Genomic DNA, 22,410 nt, shown 5'->3' on the forward strand with positions numbered 1-22,410 from the left:
AACAAGGAACATGAAAAAAAATCAATATGTTGTAATCGGGCTGGGTCGTTTTGGGGCCAGTATTTCCAAAGAACTCATAAAGCTTGGTTATGAAGTGTTGGGTATTGATAAAGATGAAGAAGTCGTTGATGAGATGAGTTCTGAGCTTACCCATACAGTAGTTGCGGATGCAACGGATGAAGAGGTATTGAAATCATTGGGCGTACGAAATTTCGACTGCGCGGTTGTAGCCATTGGGGATGATATTCAATCAAGTATCCTAGCGGCTATTGTGCTTAAAGATTTGGGCATCAAGAAGGTTGTAGCTAAAGCGTTGTCCGAATTGCATGGCAAGGTACTGAGTAAGCTGGGTGTTGACCGCGTCATTTATCCGGAACGAGATATGGGTATTCGTGTTGCGCATCAACTCGTATCACCTAATCTACTGGACTACATAGAGATTTCCAAAGAGTACACGATCGTGGAATTATCTGTCCCTAAGAATGTATGTGGCTTAGCTCTCAAGGAGCTGGATCCTCGTGCTAAGTATGGCTGCAGCATTGTGGCTATCAATAAGAAAACAGGGATTATCATTGCGCCAACGGCAGATGATGTTGTGAATGAGAATGATGTGATGGTCATCATCGGAACCAACAATCAAATTGATAAATTTGAAAGTGAAGTCATCGGCTAATGGAAAATACAACCTCGATCCTAATTGAACATGTTATGATTATTCTTGTGCTTATTTTTGGGTTGGGCATGATATCGGGGAAAGCGGCGCAATGGTTGAAGCTTCCTGACGTTGCCCTGTTTCTCATAGCAGGTATGCTGGTGGGACAAGCCTTTCATTGGATTACAGTATCCAGTACATCGTTTACGAACCAATTCATCCTTGTCTTGGGCTCAACCTTAATCCTCTTCGATGGAGGACGCAATATCAGACTCTCTGGTCTTCGCAAGGTATGGCTTACTGTAAGTTTACTTAGTGTTCCTGGCGTTCTTATCACGTGCGGCGCAGTGGCGGTAGTCGCTCATTTGCTGCTGGATTTACCTTGGCTTTATGCGCTGTTACTGGGAGCGATTATTGCTTCAACAGATCCAGCAACCCTGATCCCGGTGTTTAAACAAGTGAAGATCCGTCCGAAAGTGCGTGAAACGGTTGAAAGTGAATCTGCTTTTAATGACGCGACGGCTTCGATTCTAACTTTTTCTTTATTAGCGATTATTCTTGGCACACAAGAAGTTTCTGTTACTTCGGGTGTCTTTGATTTTGTGAAGACTGCATTGGGTGGGCTCCTAGTTGGTGCGGTAATCGGTTATGTAATGACGTTCCTGACGGCACATTTGAAGCTGGGTCATCTAAGAGACTACGCTACAATAGCGATGGTTGTGACTTCACTTGGTGCATATATCGCAGGAGAGGCGATAGGCGTTAGCGGTTTTATGGCGACCTTTACAGCAGGATTAATCTGGGGGAATGCGGGTACATTTAAGCTGGAAATGAATGATAAACAGCTTGAAATGGAGCATTTTTCAGAAAATATTACGGTCATTATGCGCATGCTCATTTTCATCTTACTAGGCAGTCAAGTGAACTTCCCATTACTCCTTGAGCATTTCTGGCCAAGCTTAGGTGTTATCTTTGTATTTATGTTTATCGCCCGCCCGCTTACGGTTCTGATCTGTACATGGCCGGATCGTAAAGCGAAATGGAAGCGAAATGAAATTCTGTTCATGTTCTGGGTTCGAGAGACAGGGGTTATACCCGCGGCGTTATCCGGAATGGTAGCTGGGATGGGCGTTCAGCACAGTGATCTTATAGCCAGCGTTACGTTCATGGCTGTGCTTATAACCATTTTGTTTCAAGCGAGTACAACTGCTTATGTGGCACGTAAACTGGGTCTTGAAATAAAGCCCGGCGATCCCGATAACCATGATTAAAATAAATTTTTTTGATCACCATTCGACTATTCAATTAATAAATTTGCTAGTACATATACAACAAGAGAATTTCTAACTGAAGGTGGACTCCCCATGTATAAGGTATTAATAATTGAAGACGATGCCATGATCGGCGATATGGTCACCATGTATTTAAGTGAAGAAGGATTTCATGTCGTAAGAAAGGCAAATGGGGCTGAAGGCATTGCAGCTGTCTCACAATTTGATCCAGATGTTATTTTACTTGATCTGATGCTGCCTGATATGGATGGTCTTGCCTTATGCAGACAAGTTCGGGAAACCTCGAAAATACCTATTATGATCCTCTCGATGAAAAATAAAGTCGTTGAACGCGTTAACGCGCTCGGGGCAGGTGCCGACGACTATATGTGTAAACCATTCAGTATGCATGAAATGAGTGCGAGAGTTCACGCTCTTATTCGGCGCTCCAACTTGTATTTGAAATCTAGTGTGAATACTCGTCGAGTAACGGAAGCTGTTGGAGGGTCAACGACTGCGGTATTAGAGGCGGTCTTGGATATCGATAAGAAGATTACGCTCAATCCGAATACGCGCTCTATGCGTGTTCATGGCGTTTTAGTAGAGACGACTTATTCGGAATTCGAAATTATGAAATGCTTTGTGAATCATCCTGGTCGCGTATATAGCCGGGAAGATTTACTGCAAACGGTTCGTGGATTCGATAGTTTAGTAACGGATCGGGCCATTGATGTGCATATTGCTAACCTTCGTAAAAAGATCGAGGACAATCCCAAAGAGCCTAAGTGGATTCGGACGGTTTGGGGTGTAGGGTACAAATTTGTATATTAGAAAAAGAACCTCTAGCCTCTGCATCTTCTAGGATGAGCGGCATGGAGGTTTTATTTTTGCTTTCGGAAGTAATTGATCGCTTGAGTGACAAACTTCATAGACGCTATATTATCCGCTGTATGATCGGAGTAAATAAGTGAAGTCGTTCGTTTCGTCTGTTCTAACTCGGCCAGATTGCGCAAAATCAATTCATTATTACGAATTAAATCTTCACGTAAATAGGATCTTGGAAGCAAGGTAGCTGTTTTACAAGTTGAAACGAGTCGGATAATGGCTTCGAAGGAGTCGATCTCCATTTGTACGTTGGGTAATATGGTATAACGGTTGAACAGCTCATCCATCAGAATACGATACCAAGTGCCTTTGGAGAAGAGGATCATCGGCAATTCATTTAAATCGTTCATTGTAATGGTAGCGCGATCGATAAGAGGATGCCCTAGAGGAAGCACCAGACATAAGTGATCATCGAATAAAGGCTCACAATGAAGGCTGGAAGCATTAATCTGGGAAGCGACGATGCCGATATCCACTTTGTTTTCTTTTGCCATAGTTACGATTTCATGTGTCTTACCCGTAATCAGTTTAATTTCTGTCAGGGGGTAATCCTGCAAGTAATCTGTGATGAGATCTGGGAGCGTCATTTGCAGTGTTGTCAGACTTGCTCCTATCGTAATCGAAGTGTGGCTTCCCGCTGCTTTGTAGGTTTGGATCGCTTGCTTGAACTTGCGCTCTAGGTGACGCAGTTCCAAGGCGTGGTCATAGCAAATTTGACCGACCTTGGTTAGTTCCAGCCTTTTACCTTTGCGGATAAAAAGTTCTACACCCAGCTCTTCCTCTAGCTTCATTATTTTGCGTGAGAGAGCCGGTTGCGAGATGTTCAATAGCTGAGATGCTTTATTGAGGCTTACTTGTTCGACAACAACTGCGAAAACATCCAAGAGTTCCATGCTTCAATCGACTCCTTTTGCGCTATGCATATGTGTTAAGGTTATAAGTATATATAAAAAAACGGCACTTCCATTATAAGCGTGAAAGAGGTACGATGTACATGTCACTTTTTATTCACATTTCTTGGACGAAGGTGTATAATCATTCACTGATTTGGCAAAATAGGCTTGGATGATTATGGGTTGACGCTCGTTTGCGGCGAGAGTACAATGGTATGTGGCTTGTCTTGTCTGATAATGTCGGATAAATGATGAATTTTTATGAGGGGGGAATTGGTTCAATTATGGGTAATTCGTATTACTTTCGAAAGATCCACTCTTTGCTTGGCGTAATTCCTGTGGGCTTCTTTCTTATTGAGCATTTGCTCACAAACTATGAAGCAACAAAAGGACCAGGCGCGTTCGTGGACCAAATTAACTGGTTAAACGGTTTGCCATTAGTATTGCTCATGGAAATCGTGGGGATTTGGCTTCCGCTTCTTTACCATGCCGTTTATGGACTCTACGTTGCGTATCAAGCACGAAATAACGTGTCGAATTACAGTTATTTCCGCAATCAAATGTTCATGCTTCAACGGGTTACTGGTGTCATTACCTTCTTGTTCATTGCTTGGCATTTGTTCGAGACTCGTTTGCAGGTTGCCTTAGGTAATGTTGCGCATGAAGAGCTTGGTCGAACGATGCATGATATTGCGACGAATCCGGTTATGTTCACGATCTATGTAGTAGGTATCGTTTCTGCTACGTTCCATTTCTGTAATGGACTTTGGTCGTTCCTGGTTAGCTGGGGTATTACAATTGGGCCGCGTGCGCAACGTATATCTTCCATCATTTGGATGGCTGTATTCGTTGTCATGTCCGTGATGTTTATTATGTCTTTGACTGCATTTACAGATACGCAATTTCAGCTTCCGGTAGAAGCGCATACGGGGAAATAAGGGAGGGTGAACAGAAGTGGCTAATTCAAAAATTATCGTCGTCGGCGGAGGCCTTGCGGGACTCATGGCGACAATTAAAGCAGCAGAAGCCGGAGTTCACGTGCAATTGTTCTCCTTGGTTCCTGTTAAACGTTCCCACTCCGTATGTGCACAAGGCGGCATTAACGGAGCGGTGAATACGAAGGGTGAAGGTGACTCCACGTGGGAGCACTTTGATGATACAGTTTACGGTGGAGATTTCTTAGCGAATCAACCGCCTGTTAAAGCTTTATGCGATGCGGCTCCAGGCATTATTCATTTAATGGACCGCATGGGCGTTATGTTCAACCGTACACCGGAAGGTCTTCTGGATTTCCGTCGTTTCGGCGGTACCAAATATCACCGTACGGCATTCGCAGGCGCTACTACAGGGCAGCAGCTCTTGTACGCACTTGATGAGCAAGTACGCCGCTGGGAAACAGCTGGTCTTGTAACGAAATTCGAGCATTGGGAGTTTCTAGGTTCCGTTCTCGATGATGATGGCGTATGCCGTGGTATTGCGGCTCAAGATTTGCGGAGCATGGAAATTCAAACATTCCCATCCGACGCGGTCATCTTGGCTACAGGCGGTCCTGGTATCATTTTCGGCAAAACAACGAACTCAGTAATTAATACTGGTACGGCGGCAAGTGCTGTTTACCAACAAGGCGTTAAATATGCGAATGGCGAAATGATTCAAATTCACCCAACGGCGATTCCCGGAGATGACAAGCTTCGCTTGATGTCTGAATCTGCGCGCGGTGAAGGCGGACGTATTTGGACATACAAAGACGGGAAGCCTTGGTACTTCCTCGAAGAGAAATATCCGGCATACGGTAACTTGGTGCCGCGTGATATTGCAACTCGTGAAATCTTCTCGGTATGCGTAGACCAGAAGCTTGGTATTAACGGCGAGAACATGGTTTACCTCGATCTTTCTCATAAAGATCCGAAGGAGCTTGATATTAAGCTTGGCGGTATTATGGAAATCTACGAGAAATTCATGGGCGACGATCCGCGTAAAATTCCAATGAAGATTTTCCCTGCGGTTCACTATTCTATGGGCGGAATTTGGGTTGATTACAACATGATGACGAACATTCCCGGCTTATTCGCTGCTGGTGAGTGTGAGTATCAACATCACGGTGCGAACCGTCTCGGAGCTAACTCGCTCGTTTCGGCCATCTATGACGGAATGGTTTCCGGCCCTAAAGCGGTTGAGTATATCCGCGGCTTAGAGAAGCATGCTGATGATACTTCCTCGATCGTATACGATCGCGAGAAGAAACGTCATACAGACCGTTACGAGAACTTGCTTAAAATGAACAACGGTACGGAGAATGCCTACGTTCTGCATAAAGAGCTTGGCGACATGATGAATGCCAACATGACGGTTGTTCGTTATAATGATCGTCTCGAAGATACAATTGGTAAGATCAAGGATTTGAAAGAAAGATACAACAACATCAACATCACAGATACAGCTCGTTGGAACAATCAAGGGGTAGCGTTCACACGTCAGCTCTGGAACATGTTCGAATTGGCTGAGGCGATGACACTTGGCGCCTTGCTGCGTAACGAGAGCCGCGGCGCGCATTACAAGCCAGAATTCACTGAGCGTGACGATGAGAACTTCATGAAAACAACAATTGCCGATTGGACGCCGGAAGGTCCGAAAATCAGCTATGAAGACATCGATGTATCTTTGATTGCACCGCGGAAACGTGACTACTCCACGGAGAAGAAAAAGGGAGGACATTAATCATGGCTGAGACACTAAGCGCACAAAAGACAGTGAAGTTTATCGTGACTCGTCAAGAGAGTCCTGATTCCAAACCTTATACCGAGGAATTTGAAATTCCTTATCGCTCCAATATGAACGTCATCAGCGGTTTGATGGAAGTACAGCGTAATCCAAAGAACTCAAAAGGCGACAAGACGACTCCTGTATGCTGGGAATCCAACTGTCTCGAGGAAGTATGCGGAGCTTGTTCCATGGTTATCAACGGTAAGCCGCGTCAAGCTTGTTCGGCTCTTGTTGATAAGCTGGAGCAGCCGATTCGCGTAGCTCCAATGAGCACGTTCCCTGTTATGCGTGACCTTGTTATCGACCGTGGGCGCATGTTCACTGCTTTGAAGAAAGTCAAAGCATGGGTTCCAATCGATGGTACGTATGATCTTGGACCAGGACCTCGTATGGCGGAGTCGAAGCGTCAATGGGCTTACGAGCTTTCCAAATGTATGACATGCGGCGTTTGTCTTGAGGCTTGTCCGAACGTGAACGACAAGAACTCCTTTATCGGACCATCTGCGCTTTCCCAAGTTCGTCTGTTCAATGCGCATCCAACGGGTGAAATGAACAAAGACGAGCGTCTGGATACGTTGATGACAGATGGCGGTATCGAAGGCTGCGGTAACTCGCAGAACTGTGTACGCTCCTGTCCGAAAGGCATTCCGCTGACGACTTCAATCGCAGCACTGAATGCAGATACAACGAAACATATGTTCAAAAAATGGTTAGGCGTGTAAACGAGATCGCCCGAGCCCGATGCCCTGTTATAGGGTGTCGGGCTTTTTTTGAGTAGATAAGACTTCCATACCGCGTTGCGGTACCGTCGCCACCGGGTGCTAGCGCACAAAAATTGTGCGCAAGGTCGTCGGATCGGTCGCGACCGGATGCTAGCGCACAAAAATTGTGCGCAAGGTCGTCGGATCGATCGCCACCGGACGCTAGCGCACAAAAATTGTGCGCAAGGGTCGGCAGATCCGTCGCCACCAGGCGCTAGCGCACAAAAATTGTGCGCAAGGYCGTCRGATCSRTCGCSACCGGACGCTAGCGCACAAAACCATCATGACCGAACCGGTCACCGCCATGTATGAAAATGAAAAGATGTTTTCAAAGACGAATTCCATCCAATACTGGATAATGGCAGGNCTAGCGCACAAAACCATCATGACCGAACCGGTCACCGCCATGTATGAAAATGAAAAGATGTTTTCAAAGACGAATTCCATCCAATACTGGATAATGGCAGGTCAAAGGTCGATCAATTTTTTGGTGAACCCAAACCCGAGCACAAAACCGCTCTATTGTAACGATGAGTACCGCCGATTGTTGCCCGAGCACGTGTATAAAATTACACACTCTCCGTTACATGACCTGTACAACTCAATTAATGAGGGATGAGTATGGATGCAGTATTAGAACGATGCGCGGGGTTAGACGTGCATCAAGAAACCGTAGTGGCTTGTGTTATAAGTGGTCCACTGGACCGCAAGCCACAACAAGAAATTCGAACTTTCGGGACGACAACGAAGGAACTCTTACAGTTGTCGGATTGGCTAACGGACATGAAATGTTCCCATGTCGCTATGGAAAGCACGGGGGTCTACTGGAAGGCTGTTTGGAACGTCCTTGAAGGTTCTTTCACACTCGTGCTGGGTAATGCCAAGAAGATTAGGAATGTCCCGGGAAGAAAAACGGATGTGAAAGATGCGGCCTGGATCGCAAGTCTTTTGCGCTGTGGGCTCATCGAGTCCAGCTTTGTACCGCCCGTCGACATTCGAGACCTTCGAGATCTGACCCGGTACCGTCGAAAGCTTAAAGGTCAAGTGACGTCAGAAAAAAATCGCATTCACAAGATTTTGCAAGACGCGAACATAAAGCTAACCACTTATGTATCCGACTTATTTGGCAAGTCAGGACTTGCTCTGCTTGAAGCTATTGTTAACGGTGAAGTACTTGATACCGACTCTGTCAAGAATATGGTATTCAGTCAATTAAAGAAGAAAGTGCCTGATTTAATCGAAGCTTTGAACGGTCGCGTGCGCGCTCACCACCGCTTTATGATCGGACGGCACTTGGAGCATCTCCGTCAAGTAGAAGAGCATATCGAGTTCTTGCAAGGTGAGATAGACCGTATGCTAAAGCCATATAGAGAGGAAATTGACCTGCTGATTACCATTCCGGGAATTCAAGAGGATGCTGCGGCGAGCATTCTGGCGGAGATTGGTGTAGACATGTCGGTATTCCCTTCCGAAAATCATCTGGCTTCGTGGGCTACAGTCTGTCCAGGAAATAATGAAAGTGCAGGCAAGAGTAGAAGTTCCAAGACAAACAAAGGCAATAAGGGGTTAAAAGCTGTCCTTTGCCAAGTTGCTTGGGCCGCTTCGAAAACCAAAAGCACTCGTATTGCCGCCTTCTATAGCAGGGTTGTGAAACGACGAGGACCTAAGAAGGCTGCTGTGGCAACGGCGCATCTAATTTTGAAGATATGCTATATCATGCTACGAGATAAAACCACATATCAAGAACTGGGATGGGATTATTTGCAAACCAAAGAAAAAGGACTTGATTACTGGGTAAGTAAAATCAAGTCACTAGGTTATAGCATCCAAATACAGGATGCCCACTCAGCTTAACTTTTAAAAAATTTTCGAAAGAAATTTTCGGGGGGTGGGTCTTTTTGTGCCAAAAACGTGCAAACCCATCATTAAACCACATTTTCGTATAAAAATTGTGCNTTTAAAAAATTTTCGAAAGAAATTTTCGGGGGGTGGGTCTTTTTGTGCCAAAAACGTGCAAACCCATCATTAAACCACATTTTCGTATAAAAATTGTGCGCAAGGWCGTCGGATTTGTCGCGGCCGGGCGCTAGCGCACAAAAATTGTGCGCAAGGCCGTCGGATCCGTCGCGACCGGACGCTAGCGCACAAAAATTGTGCGCAAGGTCGTCAGAWCCGTCGCGACCGGGCTCTAGCGCACAAAAATTGTGCGCAAGGWCGTCRGATYSGTYGCGRCCGGGCGCTAGCGCACAAAAATTGTGCGCAAGGTCGTCAGATCCGTCGCGACCGGGCTCTAGCGCACAAAAATTGTGCGCAAGGYCGTCAGATCCGTCAGCCGCAGCACACTACTCTTAAGGTAGTGCTTCTTTCAAAAAAACTATTGTAATTTTGCTTAACTTGAAGTAAATTATCCATTATCAGGTCGTGAAGTACACGCCGCTTGCTCCAGAAATTCATTTCTGTAGCAAGCGGCTATTTTATTTCCTAAAGGTGGAGAAGGTGGAGAAGATGGAGAAGATGGAGAAGATGGAGAAGGTGGAGAAGGTGGAGAAGATGGAGAAGATGGAGAAGGTGGGGAAGATGGAGAAGGTGGAGAAGATGGAGAAGATGGAGAAGAAGATGGAAAAAATAAACGATGAAATGAATCTGCAGCTTCGTGCTGCATACGAAAAGTGGATAGCATTTCAAATCAAATCGTGCACAGGGGAACGGTGTAAGAGGCTACAAAAGGGCCTGAGCTTTTCTCTAAAGAAATTCATTATCCATGTGTTTTGGCCCGCTTTCGGGAGTTTTGACGATTGGCTTGCAGAGTACGAAGTAATCGATTTTAAAGACGGCTTCAGATACCTGGATTTGGCCAAACCATCGCCCGTCAACAAAATTTGCATCGAAGTAGACGATAGGGGAACACATGGTTATAACGCGGATTCGTATAAATTTTCAGATGACCGGTTCCGCCAGAATGACCTTGTAATTGACGATTGGAAGGTGCTTCGCTTTTCACTGCATAGCATACTGGAGCAGCCTCGCCGCTGCCAACAACAGATGATGCATGCGTTAGCGAAGTGGGGGATTGAATCAAATATAATTGAACCGCCTTTGTCTCCAACGGAACTTGCTATTTTCAAATTTATCGAAAATAAGACAGAGGCCTATTCCCCGATTACGATAGCTCAAGCAGTTGGAATCCACAGAAATACTGCATAAAATATCTTAAGTGTCTAGTTGAAAAAGGCAAAGTGATGCCTGATGTCAAAACTAGTGGTCCAATAAGGCGGTACCGCAGCAATAGGCTTGAATAACGAAATTCCCCGAAAAAATTTCAGCAGCCGGATCAGTCTTCCTGGGGAAGGTCATTCGACCCAACTGTGGCAGAAACTCGATTGTTGAAATGTGAGCATTATCAAGCTGGTATTTCCGAAACAGCTTATAAGAAAAATTTCAACAGTTGCGAGAAGATTTTCTATTATTTTTAGTTTTGATCGAAGGTATGATGAAGACACAGGATGGTCCGCCAGTATCCGCTGTAATAGACCGTATTGCAGGATTTAAGGAAGCGATCAAAGGATCTCCGGATATTAAGAGTGGAACCATTTCATTACGACACAAAACGTAAAAGACTATAAAGGCTGGTAATATTGAGTCATTATTACCGATGTGGTACCTGCTAGCGGGTACCATATCGTGCTTTAATGAGAGAGAACGGCGCCGGTAAGTCGACGTTTATGAAGATTATGGCAGGGATATACCGTCCGGATAACGGTGTAATTCATGTATCGAAGGGAGGTGTAGAACATAGGTATGCTCCTGTAGGATATTTAAACAATCGATCCATTATTTTATGAAAGGGGTTACAAAAAGTGGCGATTAGCGCTCGAAAGGTAAAAAGTAATGTTGCGTTAGGTTTAGCTAGTTTTATGTTATTTTCTAATGTGGTTGCTTTTAGCGGAATATCGACAGCCGCGAATGCTTTACAACATCCTGTCACAATTGAAAATCCTGATTTTGAAGCTGGCGATCTATCAGGATGGATGACAACTGGGAATGCATTTAGCGATCTACCCTCATCTATACAGCATTTTTGGGGAGACCATCCATTTAAACAGAACGGGACTTATCATGCATGGGGATGGAATCCGGAGGCAGTAGATCCCAGCGATAGCAGCAAAAACATCTCAGATTCCAGAACAGGAACGTTGAAATCGAGTACGTTCAGGCTTTCTGGGAATGGCGAGGTTAACTTCTTGGTTGGCGGAGGCAATGATATCGACAATTTGTATGTCTCTCTCGTTCGCGCTTCTGATCATACAATCTTGTTTAAAAGTGCGGGGTTCGCATTGCCGGATCAATTTGAGCGATATGTACGAGTGAATTGGCAAGCTCAAGATTACATAGGGGAAGATCTCTATATTGAAGTTGTGGACAATAGCACAAGTCAGCACATTAATGTGGACGATTTCCATGTATACAATGTAACGAATAGTATTGACAATCCAAGCTTCGAAACGGGAGACTTGAGTGGTTGGAACGCTAAGGGCGATGCTTTTTCAGTCTCGAACGCGGTAGCTTATGGTGAGGCGCAAACCTCTTATTATCAAAAAGGAAAGTACTTTGTATCGGGCTTGACCGGTGATAAGTCAGGTTCTCTGCAGTCTACCTCATTCAGGCTAGAAGGAACAGGCGAAGTAAACTTTCTTATCGGCGGAACGAATGATATGGATCATACTTATGTTGCTCTAATTAGAGAGTCCGATGATACAGAATTATATAGAGCAACCGGTTCTTCTCTAGGTGACGGTCCCGAATCCATGAAAAGAGTGATATGGGATGCTTCCGCTCATCTTGGCGAAGTGGTCTACTTGAAAGCAGTTGATCTTGGTCAAGGACACATCAATGTTGATGATTTCCATGTATATAATACAATTCATGACATTATAAACCCTGATTTTGAAACTGGCGACTTAACAGGATGGACCGTCGTATCTGGAGAAGCGCCTGGTCAAGTTTCGCCAACCGTAAAATATTGGCATGAAAATCCGATTAATAAGACAGGTCAGTTCCATTTTTGGGGCGATGACATGAAGCAAGGATCTATCAAATCCAGTGAGTTTATCCTTGGTGGAACTGGCGAGATTAATTTCATGATGGGTGGCGGAAATCTCAATACGCAGTATGTTGCTTTAATGCGTGCTTCTGACAATACGGAACTGATGAGAGCAAATAATACACAATTTGCGGATTCTGAGGCGTATGCAAGAGTGACTTGGGATGCTTCGGCTTACTTAGGCGAGCAAGTCTATTTAATGCTTGTGGACCAGATAGCAGCAGGCGGATGGCAGCACGTGAATCTTGACGATATCCATGTTTATAATCTGCCTCATGACATTGTGAATCCTGGCTTTGAAACCGGGGACTTGACGGGTTGGACGGTTACGAGCGCTGAGGCACCTGGTCGGGTCACTTCAGAAGTAAATTACTGGCATCCTGACCCTATTAATAAAGTCGGTGAGTACCACTTCTGGGGTGATGATTGGAAGGAAGGCAGTATCCAATCAAGCACGTTTGTGCTAGGCGGGAATGGTGAAATTAATTTCATGCTAGGCGGAGGTAATTTCCCCCAAACGGAGTATGTTGCGCTTGTTCGTGCTTCTGACGGGAAAGAACTGATCAAATCCACGCATACAGCTCATGCAGGCTCTGAGGGGTATGACCCGGTTGTGTGGGACGCTTCTGCATTTACAGGTGAGGAAGTGTATCTGAAAGCAGTGGATAACGTGCCTGGCGGCGGGTGGCAGCATATTAACCTTGACGATATTCATGTATTCAACAACGATCCGGCCGATATCTTGAATCCAAGCTTCGAAACAGGCACTTTAGTGGGCTGGCAAGCTGCAGGTGATGCTTTTACAGGAACTGTTTCCGCTGAGGCAATGTCGGGTGAAGACCCAATCAACCAAATAGGAAATTACTATATTCAAGGCTTAGCTGGCGCCGGTTCTGGAAATGCGAATGCAAGAACAGGCTCTCTCCAATCATCGGTCTTTAAACTCGGCGGCAACGGTGAAATTAACTTTATGTTAAGCGGTAATCATGACCCGAGTAACCTTTACGTTGCGTTAGTAAACGCGGAAGACGATTCAATCCTATTTAGTGAGACACCGGCAAATGGTGCGGTAAACCCTGAATCTCTTCGACGGATTGTTTGGGATGCCAAAGCCTACTTAGGGAAAAAGGTGTTTTTGAAAGTTATGGACAATAGCCTAACGGGACATTTGAATGTCGACGATTTCCATGTTCGCAATACAGGTTCTCCTTCTTATGTGATGAATAATGAAGATTTTGAAAAGGGAGATTTATCTGGATGGACAGTTGGCGGCAGCGCCTTTACAGTTTCTAATCAGAAGACTGATTCTGCGGGAAATGCCTACGGGCAACAGCGCAATTATCATGTTATTGGAAATAACGAAGCGACAGGCACTTTAACATCCAGTACATTCAGGCTGGCCGGGACAGGGACTGTTAATTTTAAAATTAGCGGAGATATAGACGTTGACCATCTTTATGTGTCATTAGTTCGAGCTTCCGACCATAAAGAATTGTTTAGATCAACAGGTAACAACTCTCAGAGTTATCAAACCGTTAGTTGGGACGCTTCGAAATTTATAAACGAAGAGCTTTATTTCACTATAGTCGACAATGTGGCGACAGGTCATATCAATGTCGATGATTTCAACTACTATGTGTCTCATGAAATCATGAATGGCGATTTCGAGAGCGGAGACTTACGGGGTTGGAAGATCGTTGAAGGCAACGCTTTTGATAATACGGTAACAACGCAGGATAAATTCTGGGGAACAAAGCCATTTAAGCAAAATGGACTGTATCATCTATGGGGCTTTCAAGGCGGTGGAGACGGCAGAAAGGGAGTTATGGAATCCAGCCATTTCATCGCTTTGGGCGATAAGAATATCCCTACATCGGGAAGATTAACTTTCCTGATGGGCGGCGGTTCGGATATTGATAACTTATACGTTGCTTTAGTAAGGGATCGAACAGGCGAGATTCTTTTCACGGCTACAGGCAAGGGAGATGAACAGTATTCAGAGTATATTTTTGACGCTACCCCGTATGCCGGTGAAGAACTGTATTTCCGGATTGTGGATCAAACAACTGCCGGATGGGGACACATCAACCTGGATCGCTTTGTAACGGCGAATGCGGTTTCACAATTGGAAAACCCTGATTTTGAAACTGGCGATTTGTCTGGATGGACGCTGGAAGGTGAAGCGTTCAAAGATTCTATCTCAAATTTATCCGGAAATGGAAATTATGGAACGTATTATGTGAACGGGAATAAAGCGAGTAACCCTGCCCTGACAGGTACATTGTCATCCAAAGTATTCCAATTGACAGGGACTGGCATTCTGAGCTTTTTGGTCGCTGGAGGCAAGGATGCTGATCAGCTGCATGTAGCTCTAGTCAGAGCTTCAGATCATATGGAACTTTTTAGAGCCACGGGATCGGACTCAGACATATTTCAGGATGTTACATGGGATGCTTCAGCTTACCTGGGGAAAGAAGTATATTTTAAAGTCGTGGACAATAAGACCTCTGGCGCTTTTGGTTATATCAATGTAGATGATTTTCAATTGAGTATTCCGCGTGAAAACTATTCAGAACTATACAGACCACAGTTCCATTACACACCTGAAAAAAATTGGATGAATGATCCAAACGGTATGGTCTATTATCACGGAGAATACCATCTGTTTTACCAGTATAGTCCTTTTTCCACATCCCCTGCTTTCGATAAGATGCATTGGGGGCATGCGGTAAGTACAGATCTTACCCATTGGGAAGAACTTCCGCCGGCCATAGCGCCTGATGAACATGGTGCCATATTCTCAGGAAGCGCTGTAGTAGATGCGAATAACACATCCGGATTTTTTAATGAAGAAGGCTCCGGTCTGGTAGCGTTCTATACTCAAAATGGATCACAGCAAGTGCAGAGTATCGCCTATAGTAAGGATAATGGCAGAACATGGACGAAATATACAGGAAATCCTGTCCTGTTGCCGGAAGCTGCAACGGATTTAAGGGATCCTAAAGGAACTGCGCCGGATTTCAGGGATCCTAAAGTATTCTGGCATGAGGCTACTCACAAATGGATCATGCAATTAGCAGTTGGTCATCACATTGAGTTCTATTCATCGACAAATTTAAAACAATGGAACTATGAAAGCTCATTTGGTTCTGACGGTCTTGGTTCACATTTCGGCATCTATGAATGTCCTAATTTGATCGAATTGCCCGTCGATGGAGATTCAACCAAGAAGAAATGGGTTATGATCATAAGTACCGGTGATGGCAACGGAATCAGAAAAGATGTTGATCCTCAGCCTCCTGGCAAAGGATCGGGTATGATGTATTTTGTCGGCACGTTCGATGGCAAAACCTTTACACCGGATGAACGGCCAACTCCTGATCAATCCAATTGGATTGACTATGGTTCAGATTTCTATGCAGCAGTAACATGGAGCAATATTCGAGATGAGCAAGGAAGACCCATATGGCTCGGCTGGATGAATAACTGGAGATATGCGAGCAATACGCCTACAAGTACTTGGCGGGGTGGAATGAGCATTCCGCGTACGATTGAGCTTAAGACGACAACGGATGGAATCCGTCTGATTCAGGAGCCGATTCAGCAGTTAGAACAATTAAGAAAGCCGGTTCTGCATTGGACCAATCTCCAAGTTGGGCAGGATAACAATGTATTGCAAGCCGTATATGGAAGTACAATGGAAATTGTCGCGGAATTCGATATTCAGGATGCATCGGAATTTGGATTCAGAGTTCGTAAGTCCAACTCGCAGGAGACAGTGATCGGGTATGACACGTCAAGTCAAAAAGTGTTTGTGGACCGTACACATTCAGGAGGGCCTGACGTAAGTGATATTGTCCCTGTCCGACAAGAAGCTCCTCTGCTTCCGGAAAATAACAAAATTAAACTTCATATCTTCGTGGATGAGGATACTCTTGAAGTGTTTGCAAATGATGGAAGAAGAGTCTTCACAGATCAAATATTCCCTGATTCGAATAGTAAGGGCATTGAGCTATATGCAGAAAATGGGAAAGTGAACGTCAACTCTTTAAGTATTTATCAACTTGACAGTATTTGGGCGGATAGGTCGATCAAGAAGCTTCAAATGGATAAAAGAAGCTATACGCTTGGAACGAATGAAACCCACAAAACCGTTGTATCGGCTCTTGTTTTAAGTTCAATGACTCAAACTGTTAGCCAAGCGGTATATGGCGGTGCCATTCAAGATGCAAACAACTCTGTAACGGGAATCGTGTATGGAGGTTTGCAGGGTATGCCATTAACGGTATATGGATATGGCGATCTAACAAGCAAACAAATGGTTACGCACCAAGCAGTCTTCAAAAGCTCTGATCCTTCTGTAGCCTTTGTGAATGCTGCCGGCATCGTCCATGGGAAGCGACCGGGTCAAACCTTGATTACAGCTGCGTATAAAGGACATGTGACAACAGCTTCTGTTACGGTAGTACAAGCGAATGAAACTGGTTCAGACCCGGATCCAGATCCAGATCAAGATCAAGATCCTACGCCGGAGCTCCCGCTAACTACTGGTGCGGGCACGGCTAACAACCAGGGCCGACTTGTTGTTCCGACTAGCGTGATTAATAAAATTGCTGTGGGTAAAGTTTCGAAAGAGACGTTGAATAAAGCGTTGGATGCCGCAAGGATTGACCCTAAAGGCACTAAAAAGATTACAATCGAATTGGACAAAGCGGATGATGTTAAAGGGTACAGCATCGAGATACCATCTACATTCTTATCGAGTGATCCTGCGAATCGACAATTTGAAATTCGTAGTCCAATAGGCACCATGACTGTATCGAGTCAAATGTTTACCAAAGGCGCGTTCGATGAGAATGACAACATTGTATTAAGTATGATCCTTGCGGACCGTGATGCAGTTAGTAAAGGCATACAATCTGAAATCGGAGCAAGGCCGGTTCTTGAATTAATTGCCACTTTGAATGGTAAAGTTATTCCATGGCGTAATGCGGATGCTCCTGTACAGGTAGCTGTCAATTACACGCTTGCAGCAGAAGAAATGAACAAAACAGATCATTTAGTTGTCTGGTATCTGGATCCATCCGGCAGCATCGCACCTGTTCCAAATGCCAAATTTAATAAAGCAACGGGTGAAATGATCTTTCAAACGATCCATTTCAGCTATTATGTAATTGCTTATGTGAATAAGTCCTTTGATGATCTTAATGATTATGATTGGGCTAAAAAGCAGGTCGAACTCCTTGTATCCAAAGGCATTATTCAAGGCACAACAGAGACAGCTTTTGCTCCGCAAGAGGATATTACAAGGGCAGACTTTATTCTGCTGCTTGTACGCGCACTTGAATTAACGGGCCAAGCGGATTCCAACTTTGATGATGTTAAATCTGATGATTATTATTGTGAAGCGGTCAGTATCGCCAAAAAGCTGGGTATTACCAATGGCATGGATGGAAGTCACTTTAACCCGAGCGCTTCCATTACAAGGCAGGATATGATAGTTATGCTGAATAGAGCGATGGCTGCAGCGAAACGCGATGCAGCCAAAGGTACAAAATCGGATTTGACTGTATTCCAGGATAATAATGATATTTCGTCATATGCCATTGACAGCGTTTCTTCTCTTGTGAAATCCCATATTATTGAAGGAAGCAATGGGAAGATTCATCCATTCGATCATACGACGAGGGCTGAGACGGCTGTAGTGCTTTACCGATTATTGATACAGGAATAAGCGCAGCTAAGACGAATGTGTTGGTGTAAAGAGAAGTAGCAAGATATCGCCCTAGCCTGTCATAACAGGCCAGGGCGATCACAACATGACAACATGCGGCAACGTTACGGGAACAGACTTATTCTTGTTCATTCGGAGCCAAAGGTTGTTTTTTTCGTATTGGCGAATTATGCGGAAGGCAGAAAATAAAAGGAGAGCTGATACATGAAAATGAAATGGTTACAATTGCGAGTCCTGTTTTTCACAATGGTTATTTTTACTTCAAGTATAGTTATTAATTCCCCGGTTTCAAAAGCGGTTTCAAGCGTTGTCGCTCAATGGAGCTTCAATGAAGGGACGGGCAATGTGACGAAGGAGCTAATTTCCCAGATAAGTGATCCGATCCATTATTTTAAACCTGCGCCTGCTATTCCGGAATGGAAAACAGATGGCATTAGCAGCAGCGCTCTGCTTTTTGACGGCTATTCAACTTGGGTATCGCATCCTGCCATTTCCATTCCACAGAGCAAAATAAGCGTTGAAACCTGGGTTGCTCCGCGGGCTTATACATGGGGTGATGATTTCAAACTGGATGCTATTGTCAATCAGCAATCCAAAAGCGCAAATCAAGGGTTTTTATTAGGTATGTATCGTTATGGGACATGGTCCTTCCAATTCGGTTCGAACGGTACCTGGTACGATGTATGGTCCTATGAGCCCTTGCCTAAATTCGAATGGTCCCATATCGTAGCTACTTATGACAGCGCTTACGATAATACGGGAGGGTTGGCTGTTCTATACTTGAACGGCAAGCAGGTGGCTTCGAAAAGAACACCACTCAATACGTTGATTACTTCATCCGCGAACAATTTGTTGATTGGGACTAATAATGAAAGCACATATGGCGCTAGTCCATCTTTATTTCCGTATCATACATTTAACGGTCTAATTGATGAGTTGAAAATTTATAACGGAGCTTTGACAGCAACTGAAGTCCAAAATTCGTACAACTCGCAATTGACCAACCTTGACGGCAACTTGCCAACACCTAATCTGTCTTTTGATCGGAGCGTTTATAACGGGGACAATTACCGACCAACCTACCATGCCATCGCGCCCCAGCATTGGATGAATGAGCCGCATGCACCACTTTTTTTTAACGGGCAATATCATATGTTCTACCAATTTAATCAGCAAGGGCCTTACTGGCACAATATGCATTGGGGCCACTGGGTCAGCACGGATATGGTGCATTGGCGGGATCTTCCTCCTGCGCTTGCGCCTTCACTTTTCCAAGTTGATCCGGACGGCGATTGGACGGGCGGCTCGGTTATCGATGACAGTGGGAATCCAGCGCTGTTTTTCACGGCGGGTAACGATGCGAAAGCTCCTAATAACGAAAATGTTGGGTTGGCCAGAAGCACGTATCCTACAGATCAGGATAATGACTTGAAGCGATGGGATAAAGACGCTTCACTTGCGGTCACTCAACAGGCTGGTCAGGGAATACAAGGCGAATTTCGTGATCCATTTGTATTTAAGGACGGCAGCACCTGGAATATGCTTGTTGGATCGGGCATTAGCGGTCAAGGCGGAACAGCATTGGTATATACCTCGTCGGACATGACAAACTGGCAGTATAAAGGACCGCTTTATCAAAATAATCTATACCCTGCGGAGTTGGGCAATGTATGGGAGCTGCCTGTTCTGCTGCCGATCAAGGATTCATTGGGCCGCCAGAAATATATATTTATGGTCAGCCCTATCGGGGGGCAAGTCCGCGTATATTACTGGATTGGCACCTGGAATAACGTCACTTCCCAGTTTACCCCTGATCCCGGTTCGGATGCGCCGCAGCTGATGGACTATGGCGGTTTCCATTTTACCGGACCGAGCGGATTTGTAGATAAATCAACATCAGCGTACAATACACCAAATCGTACAATATTGAATACAATCGCTCAAGGAAATCGGAATTCACAGGCAGACTCGGATGCCGGTTGGGCGCACAATGCTGGATTACCTGTTGCACTGGATCTGCGTCTTGACGGTCAACTCGGCATCAATCCGATTTCTGAACTGCAATCGCTCAGAGGTACGCAGCTAGTGGATATTACCACGGACACTTCGTTCACTGATGCGAACCAAATTTTGTCTAGACTTCAAGGTGATACGCTTGAAATCGATATGGAACTATCGCCCGGTACGGCGGATAAAGTCGGCATGTATGTACGGAAGTCTCCTACCAGCGGTGAGAAGACACTGCTGTACTACAAAAAAAGCACGAAAGAATACGGAGTGGACCGGACGAACACAATCGCCGGGCAACCGCAAGGCATCGACAGCGGCACGATCGACTTGGCAGGTGACGATACGGTGAAGCTCCACATTTTCCTCGATAAATCGATGGTGGAATCCTATTTGAACGGGCTGAAATCGATTACTACCCGTACATACTCCACTTCCAACGATGCGCTAGGTCTGCAGTTGTTCGGGGATGTCAACCCGGATACGATCACGGTGAAACATTTGCAGATCTGGAACATGAATTCTGCTTATACTCCCGTACCCGTAACCGGAGTAAGCCTGAATACGGAGAGTTCTCAGGTTTTCACCGGAGGCAAGCAAACGCTTTACGCTACTGTAGCTCCATCCAACGCAACGAATAAAGACATTGTTTGGACTTCAAGCAACTCTGCCGTCGCGACTGTAACAAATGGAAGTGTTAGCGGAAACTCGGTCGGAACCGCGATAATTACGGCAAAAACGCGGGACGGAGGTTTCCTGGCGACAAGCACCGTTACAGTTGTTGCTCCTCCTGCATCAACACCTCTGACCAATGGCAATTTCGAAGCGGGGAACTTAAGCAATTGGACGGTCGTCAGCGGCAATGAATTCACCGATCACGCCGTTGTGACCAAATCTCCAACCTGGTGGGGCGTGCAACCGTTTAACCAACAAGGTGCCTTTCACCTATGGGGCTCCAATGGAGCTGAAGGAGACAGCCCAATCGGCGAGCTTAGATCGCAAACCTTTACGTTAGGAGGTAATGGTCAAATCAATTTCTTGGTTGGAGGCGGAATTGATATTGACAACCTTTATGTCGCTTTTGTTCGTTCTTCTGACGGCAAAGAGCTTTATCGGACTAGCGGGCCTGGGACCTATAAGGATTGGGCAGATCATAAAGGGGACACTGAACAGTATACGAGGAGGTACTGGGATGCAACCCCATACATCGGAACGTCTATGTATATTAGAGTCGTCGATAATAGGTCCGATTCATGGGGTCATATTAATGTAGATGATTTCAATATACCTATCCAAGCAACAGAGCAGCTACCCAATTATAATTTTGAAGCAGGTAACTTAAGCGGTTGGATTGTGGAGAGCGGCAATGCGTTCACTGACGCTGATGTGAGCTCCGCATCGACTTTTTGGAGTCCACCGCAATCTTTCAACAAAGAAGGCGATTATCACTTCTGGGGCTTCAATAATGGAGGTGATGATAGAGTTGGCGCGATGAGATCCGTAAGCTTTGTGCTTGGAGGGAACGGTTTAATCAACCTTCGCGTAGGAGGAGGGCAAGACATTAATAACTTGTACGTTGCTCTTGTTCGAGCTTCCGACAACGCTATATTGTTCAAAGAAACGGGACTTAACAACGAGGGATATACAGTAAGTAACTGGGATGCTTCAGCTTATATTGGCACAAGATGCTATATTAGAGTGGTCGATAATTCGACAGGAGGTTTTGGCCATATCAATCTCGATGCCGTGAATGTTCCTGTTCAAGCCGGTTCGATGATAGGCCAGTTGGCGAACCACGATTTTGAACTCGGCAACTTAAGCGGTTGGAACGTGACAAGCGGCAATGCATTCACCGACAGCGACGTGAGCTCCGCATCGACTTTTTGGAATCCGCCGCAATCTTTCAACAAACAAGGCACGTATCACTATTGGGGCTTCAATAATGGAGGTGATGGCCGGGTCGGCTCGATGCAATCCACCAATTTTGTGCTTGGAGGGGACGGACAGATCGACCTTCTCGTAGGGGGAGGGCAAGACTTGAATAACTTGTACGTTGCTCTTGTCCGTGCTTCCGACAACGCTATCTTATTCAAAGAAACTGGACTAAATAATGAGGCGTATACTCGAAAGAATTGGAATGCATCCACATATATAGGAACGACATGCTACATTAAGATGGTCGACAATACGATGGGTGGCTTTGGCCATATCAATATTGATGATGTGAATGTTCCAATTAGAATCCCTTAAATGATTTTGATCAAGGCCGTCGGACTCAATTCCGATAGAGGCAAACAAGACTTAGAGACCGGACGCTAGCGCACAAGAATTGTGCGCAAGGTC

12 protein-coding genes are annotated in these 22,410 nt (G+C 45.2%); 11 read left to right on the top strand and 1 reads right to left on the bottom strand.

Features of this window, described 5'->3' with window-relative positions:
• Positions 1-10: 10 nt before the first annotated feature.
• The 3 genes from ASG93_RS05480 to ASG93_RS05490 all read left to right on the top strand — a co-directional run bounded on the left by ASG93_RS05480 (position 11) and on the right by ASG93_RS05490 (position 2,754).
• Complete coding sequence (locus ASG93_RS05480) at positions 11-673, top strand: potassium channel family protein (RefSeq protein WP_056829641.1); 663 nt, start codon at positions 11-13, stop codon at positions 671-673.
• On the top strand, positions 673-1,923 hold the full coding sequence (locus tag ASG93_RS05485) for a cation:proton antiporter (protein ID WP_056829643.1): 1,251 nt from the start codon (positions 673-675) through the stop codon (positions 1,921-1,923). Before ASG93_RS05480 ends, ASG93_RS05485 begins: the two co-directional genes overlap by 1 nt.
• A 93-nt stretch (positions 1,924-2,016) precedes the next feature.
• Positions 2,017-2,754 (top strand): response regulator transcription factor, encoded by a 738-nt coding sequence (locus ASG93_RS05490; protein ID WP_056829646.1) that lies wholly within the window; start codon positions 2,017-2,019, stop codon positions 2,752-2,754.
• Positions 2,755-2,804: 50 nt separating this feature from the next.
• On the opposite strand, the gene ASG93_RS05495 is transcribed toward ASG93_RS05490, so the two are convergent.
• The gene (locus ASG93_RS05495; protein WP_056829648.1) at positions 2,805-3,701 is read right to left on the bottom strand and encodes a LysR family transcriptional regulator; all 897 of its coding nucleotides are present in this window, start codon (positions 3,699-3,701) and stop codon (positions 2,805-2,807) included.
• A gap of 284 nt (positions 3,702-3,985) precedes the next feature.
• On the opposite strand from ASG93_RS05495, the gene ASG93_RS05500 reads away from it, so the two are divergent.
• From ASG93_RS05500 to ASG93_RS05535, 8 genes are all read left to right on the top strand, one after another.
• Positions 3,986-4,639, top strand: coding sequence for a succinate dehydrogenase cytochrome b558 subunit (locus ASG93_RS05500; RefSeq protein ID WP_056829649.1), 654 nt, complete (start codon positions 3,986-3,988; stop codon positions 4,637-4,639).
• A gap of 16 nt (positions 4,640-4,655) precedes the next feature.
• Positions 4,656-6,419, top strand: coding sequence for a succinate dehydrogenase flavoprotein subunit (gene sdhA / locus ASG93_RS05505; RefSeq protein ID WP_056829651.1), 1,764 nt, complete (start codon positions 4,656-4,658; stop codon positions 6,417-6,419).
• A gap of 2 nt (positions 6,420-6,421) precedes the next feature.
• Positions 6,422-7,186, top strand: coding sequence for a succinate dehydrogenase iron-sulfur subunit (sdhB, locus tag ASG93_RS05510; protein WP_056829659.1), 765 nt, complete (start codon positions 6,422-6,424; stop codon positions 7,184-7,186).
• 660 nt (positions 7,187-7,846) lie between these two features.
• Entirely contained in the window at positions 7,847-9,079 is a 1,233-nt protein-coding gene (locus tag ASG93_RS05520) for an IS110 family transposase (protein ID WP_056829663.1), read from the top strand.
• A 642-nt stretch (positions 9,080-9,721) separates the two neighbouring features.
• On the top strand, positions 9,722-10,429 hold the full coding sequence (locus ASG93_RS05525; protein WP_156410806.1) for a DNA-binding response regulator: 708 nt from the start codon (positions 9,722-9,724) through the stop codon (positions 10,427-10,429).
• A gap of 485 nt (positions 10,430-10,914) precedes the next feature.
• Complete coding sequence (locus ASG93_RS33865) at positions 10,915-11,067, top strand: ATP-binding cassette domain-containing protein (protein ID WP_082614710.1); 153 nt, start codon at positions 10,915-10,917, stop codon at positions 11,065-11,067.
• Positions 11,068-11,082: 15 nt separating this feature from the next.
• Positions 11,083-18,060: a GH32 C-terminal domain-containing protein gene (locus ASG93_RS33580; protein ID WP_063891776.1), complete on the top strand. Its 6,978-nt coding sequence runs from the start codon at positions 11,083-11,085 to the stop codon at positions 18,058-18,060.
• A gap of 204 nt (positions 18,061-18,264) precedes the next feature.
• Positions 18,265-22,317 (top strand): GH32 C-terminal domain-containing protein, encoded by a 4,053-nt coding sequence (locus ASG93_RS05535; RefSeq protein ID WP_063891777.1) that lies wholly within the window; start codon positions 18,265-18,267, stop codon positions 22,315-22,317.
• The last annotated feature ends 93 nt before the right edge of the window (positions 22,318-22,410 follow it).

Origin of the sequence: Paenibacillus sp. Soil787, assembly GCF_001429545.1 — a bacterium.
GTDB lineage: Bacteria > Bacillota > Bacilli > Paenibacillales > NBRC-103111 > Paenibacillus_E.

Coding starts and splice junctions, on each gene's coding strand:
- ASG93_RS05535 (WP_063891777.1), top strand. CDS start 18,265: ATGAAAATGAAATGGTTACAATTGCGAGTCCTGTTTTTCACAATGGTT.
- ASG93_RS05490 (WP_056829646.1), top strand. CDS start 2,017: ATGTATAAGGTATTAATAATTGAAGACGATGCCATGATCGGCGATATG.
- sdhB (WP_056829659.1), top strand. CDS start 6,422: ATGGCTGAGACACTAAGCGCACAAAAGACAGTGAAGTTTATCGTGACT.
- ASG93_RS05485 (WP_056829643.1), top strand. CDS start 673: ATGGAAAATACAACCTCGATCCTAATTGAACATGTTATGATTATTCTT.
- ASG93_RS05500 (WP_056829649.1), top strand. CDS start 3,986: ATGGGTAATTCGTATTACTTTCGAAAGATCCACTCTTTGCTTGGCGTA.
- ASG93_RS05480 (WP_056829641.1), top strand. CDS start 11: ATGAAAAAAAATCAATATGTTGTAATCGGGCTGGGTCGTTTTGGGGCC.
- ASG93_RS05495 (WP_056829648.1), bottom strand. CDS start 3,701: ATGGAACTCTTGGATGTTTTCGCAGTTGTTGTCGAACAAGTAAGCCTC.
- ASG93_RS33865 (WP_082614710.1), top strand. CDS start 10,915: ATGAGAGAGAACGGCGCCGGTAAGTCGACGTTTATGAAGATTATGGCA.
- ASG93_RS05520 (WP_056829663.1), top strand. CDS start 7,847: ATGGATGCAGTATTAGAACGATGCGCGGGGTTAGACGTGCATCAAGAA.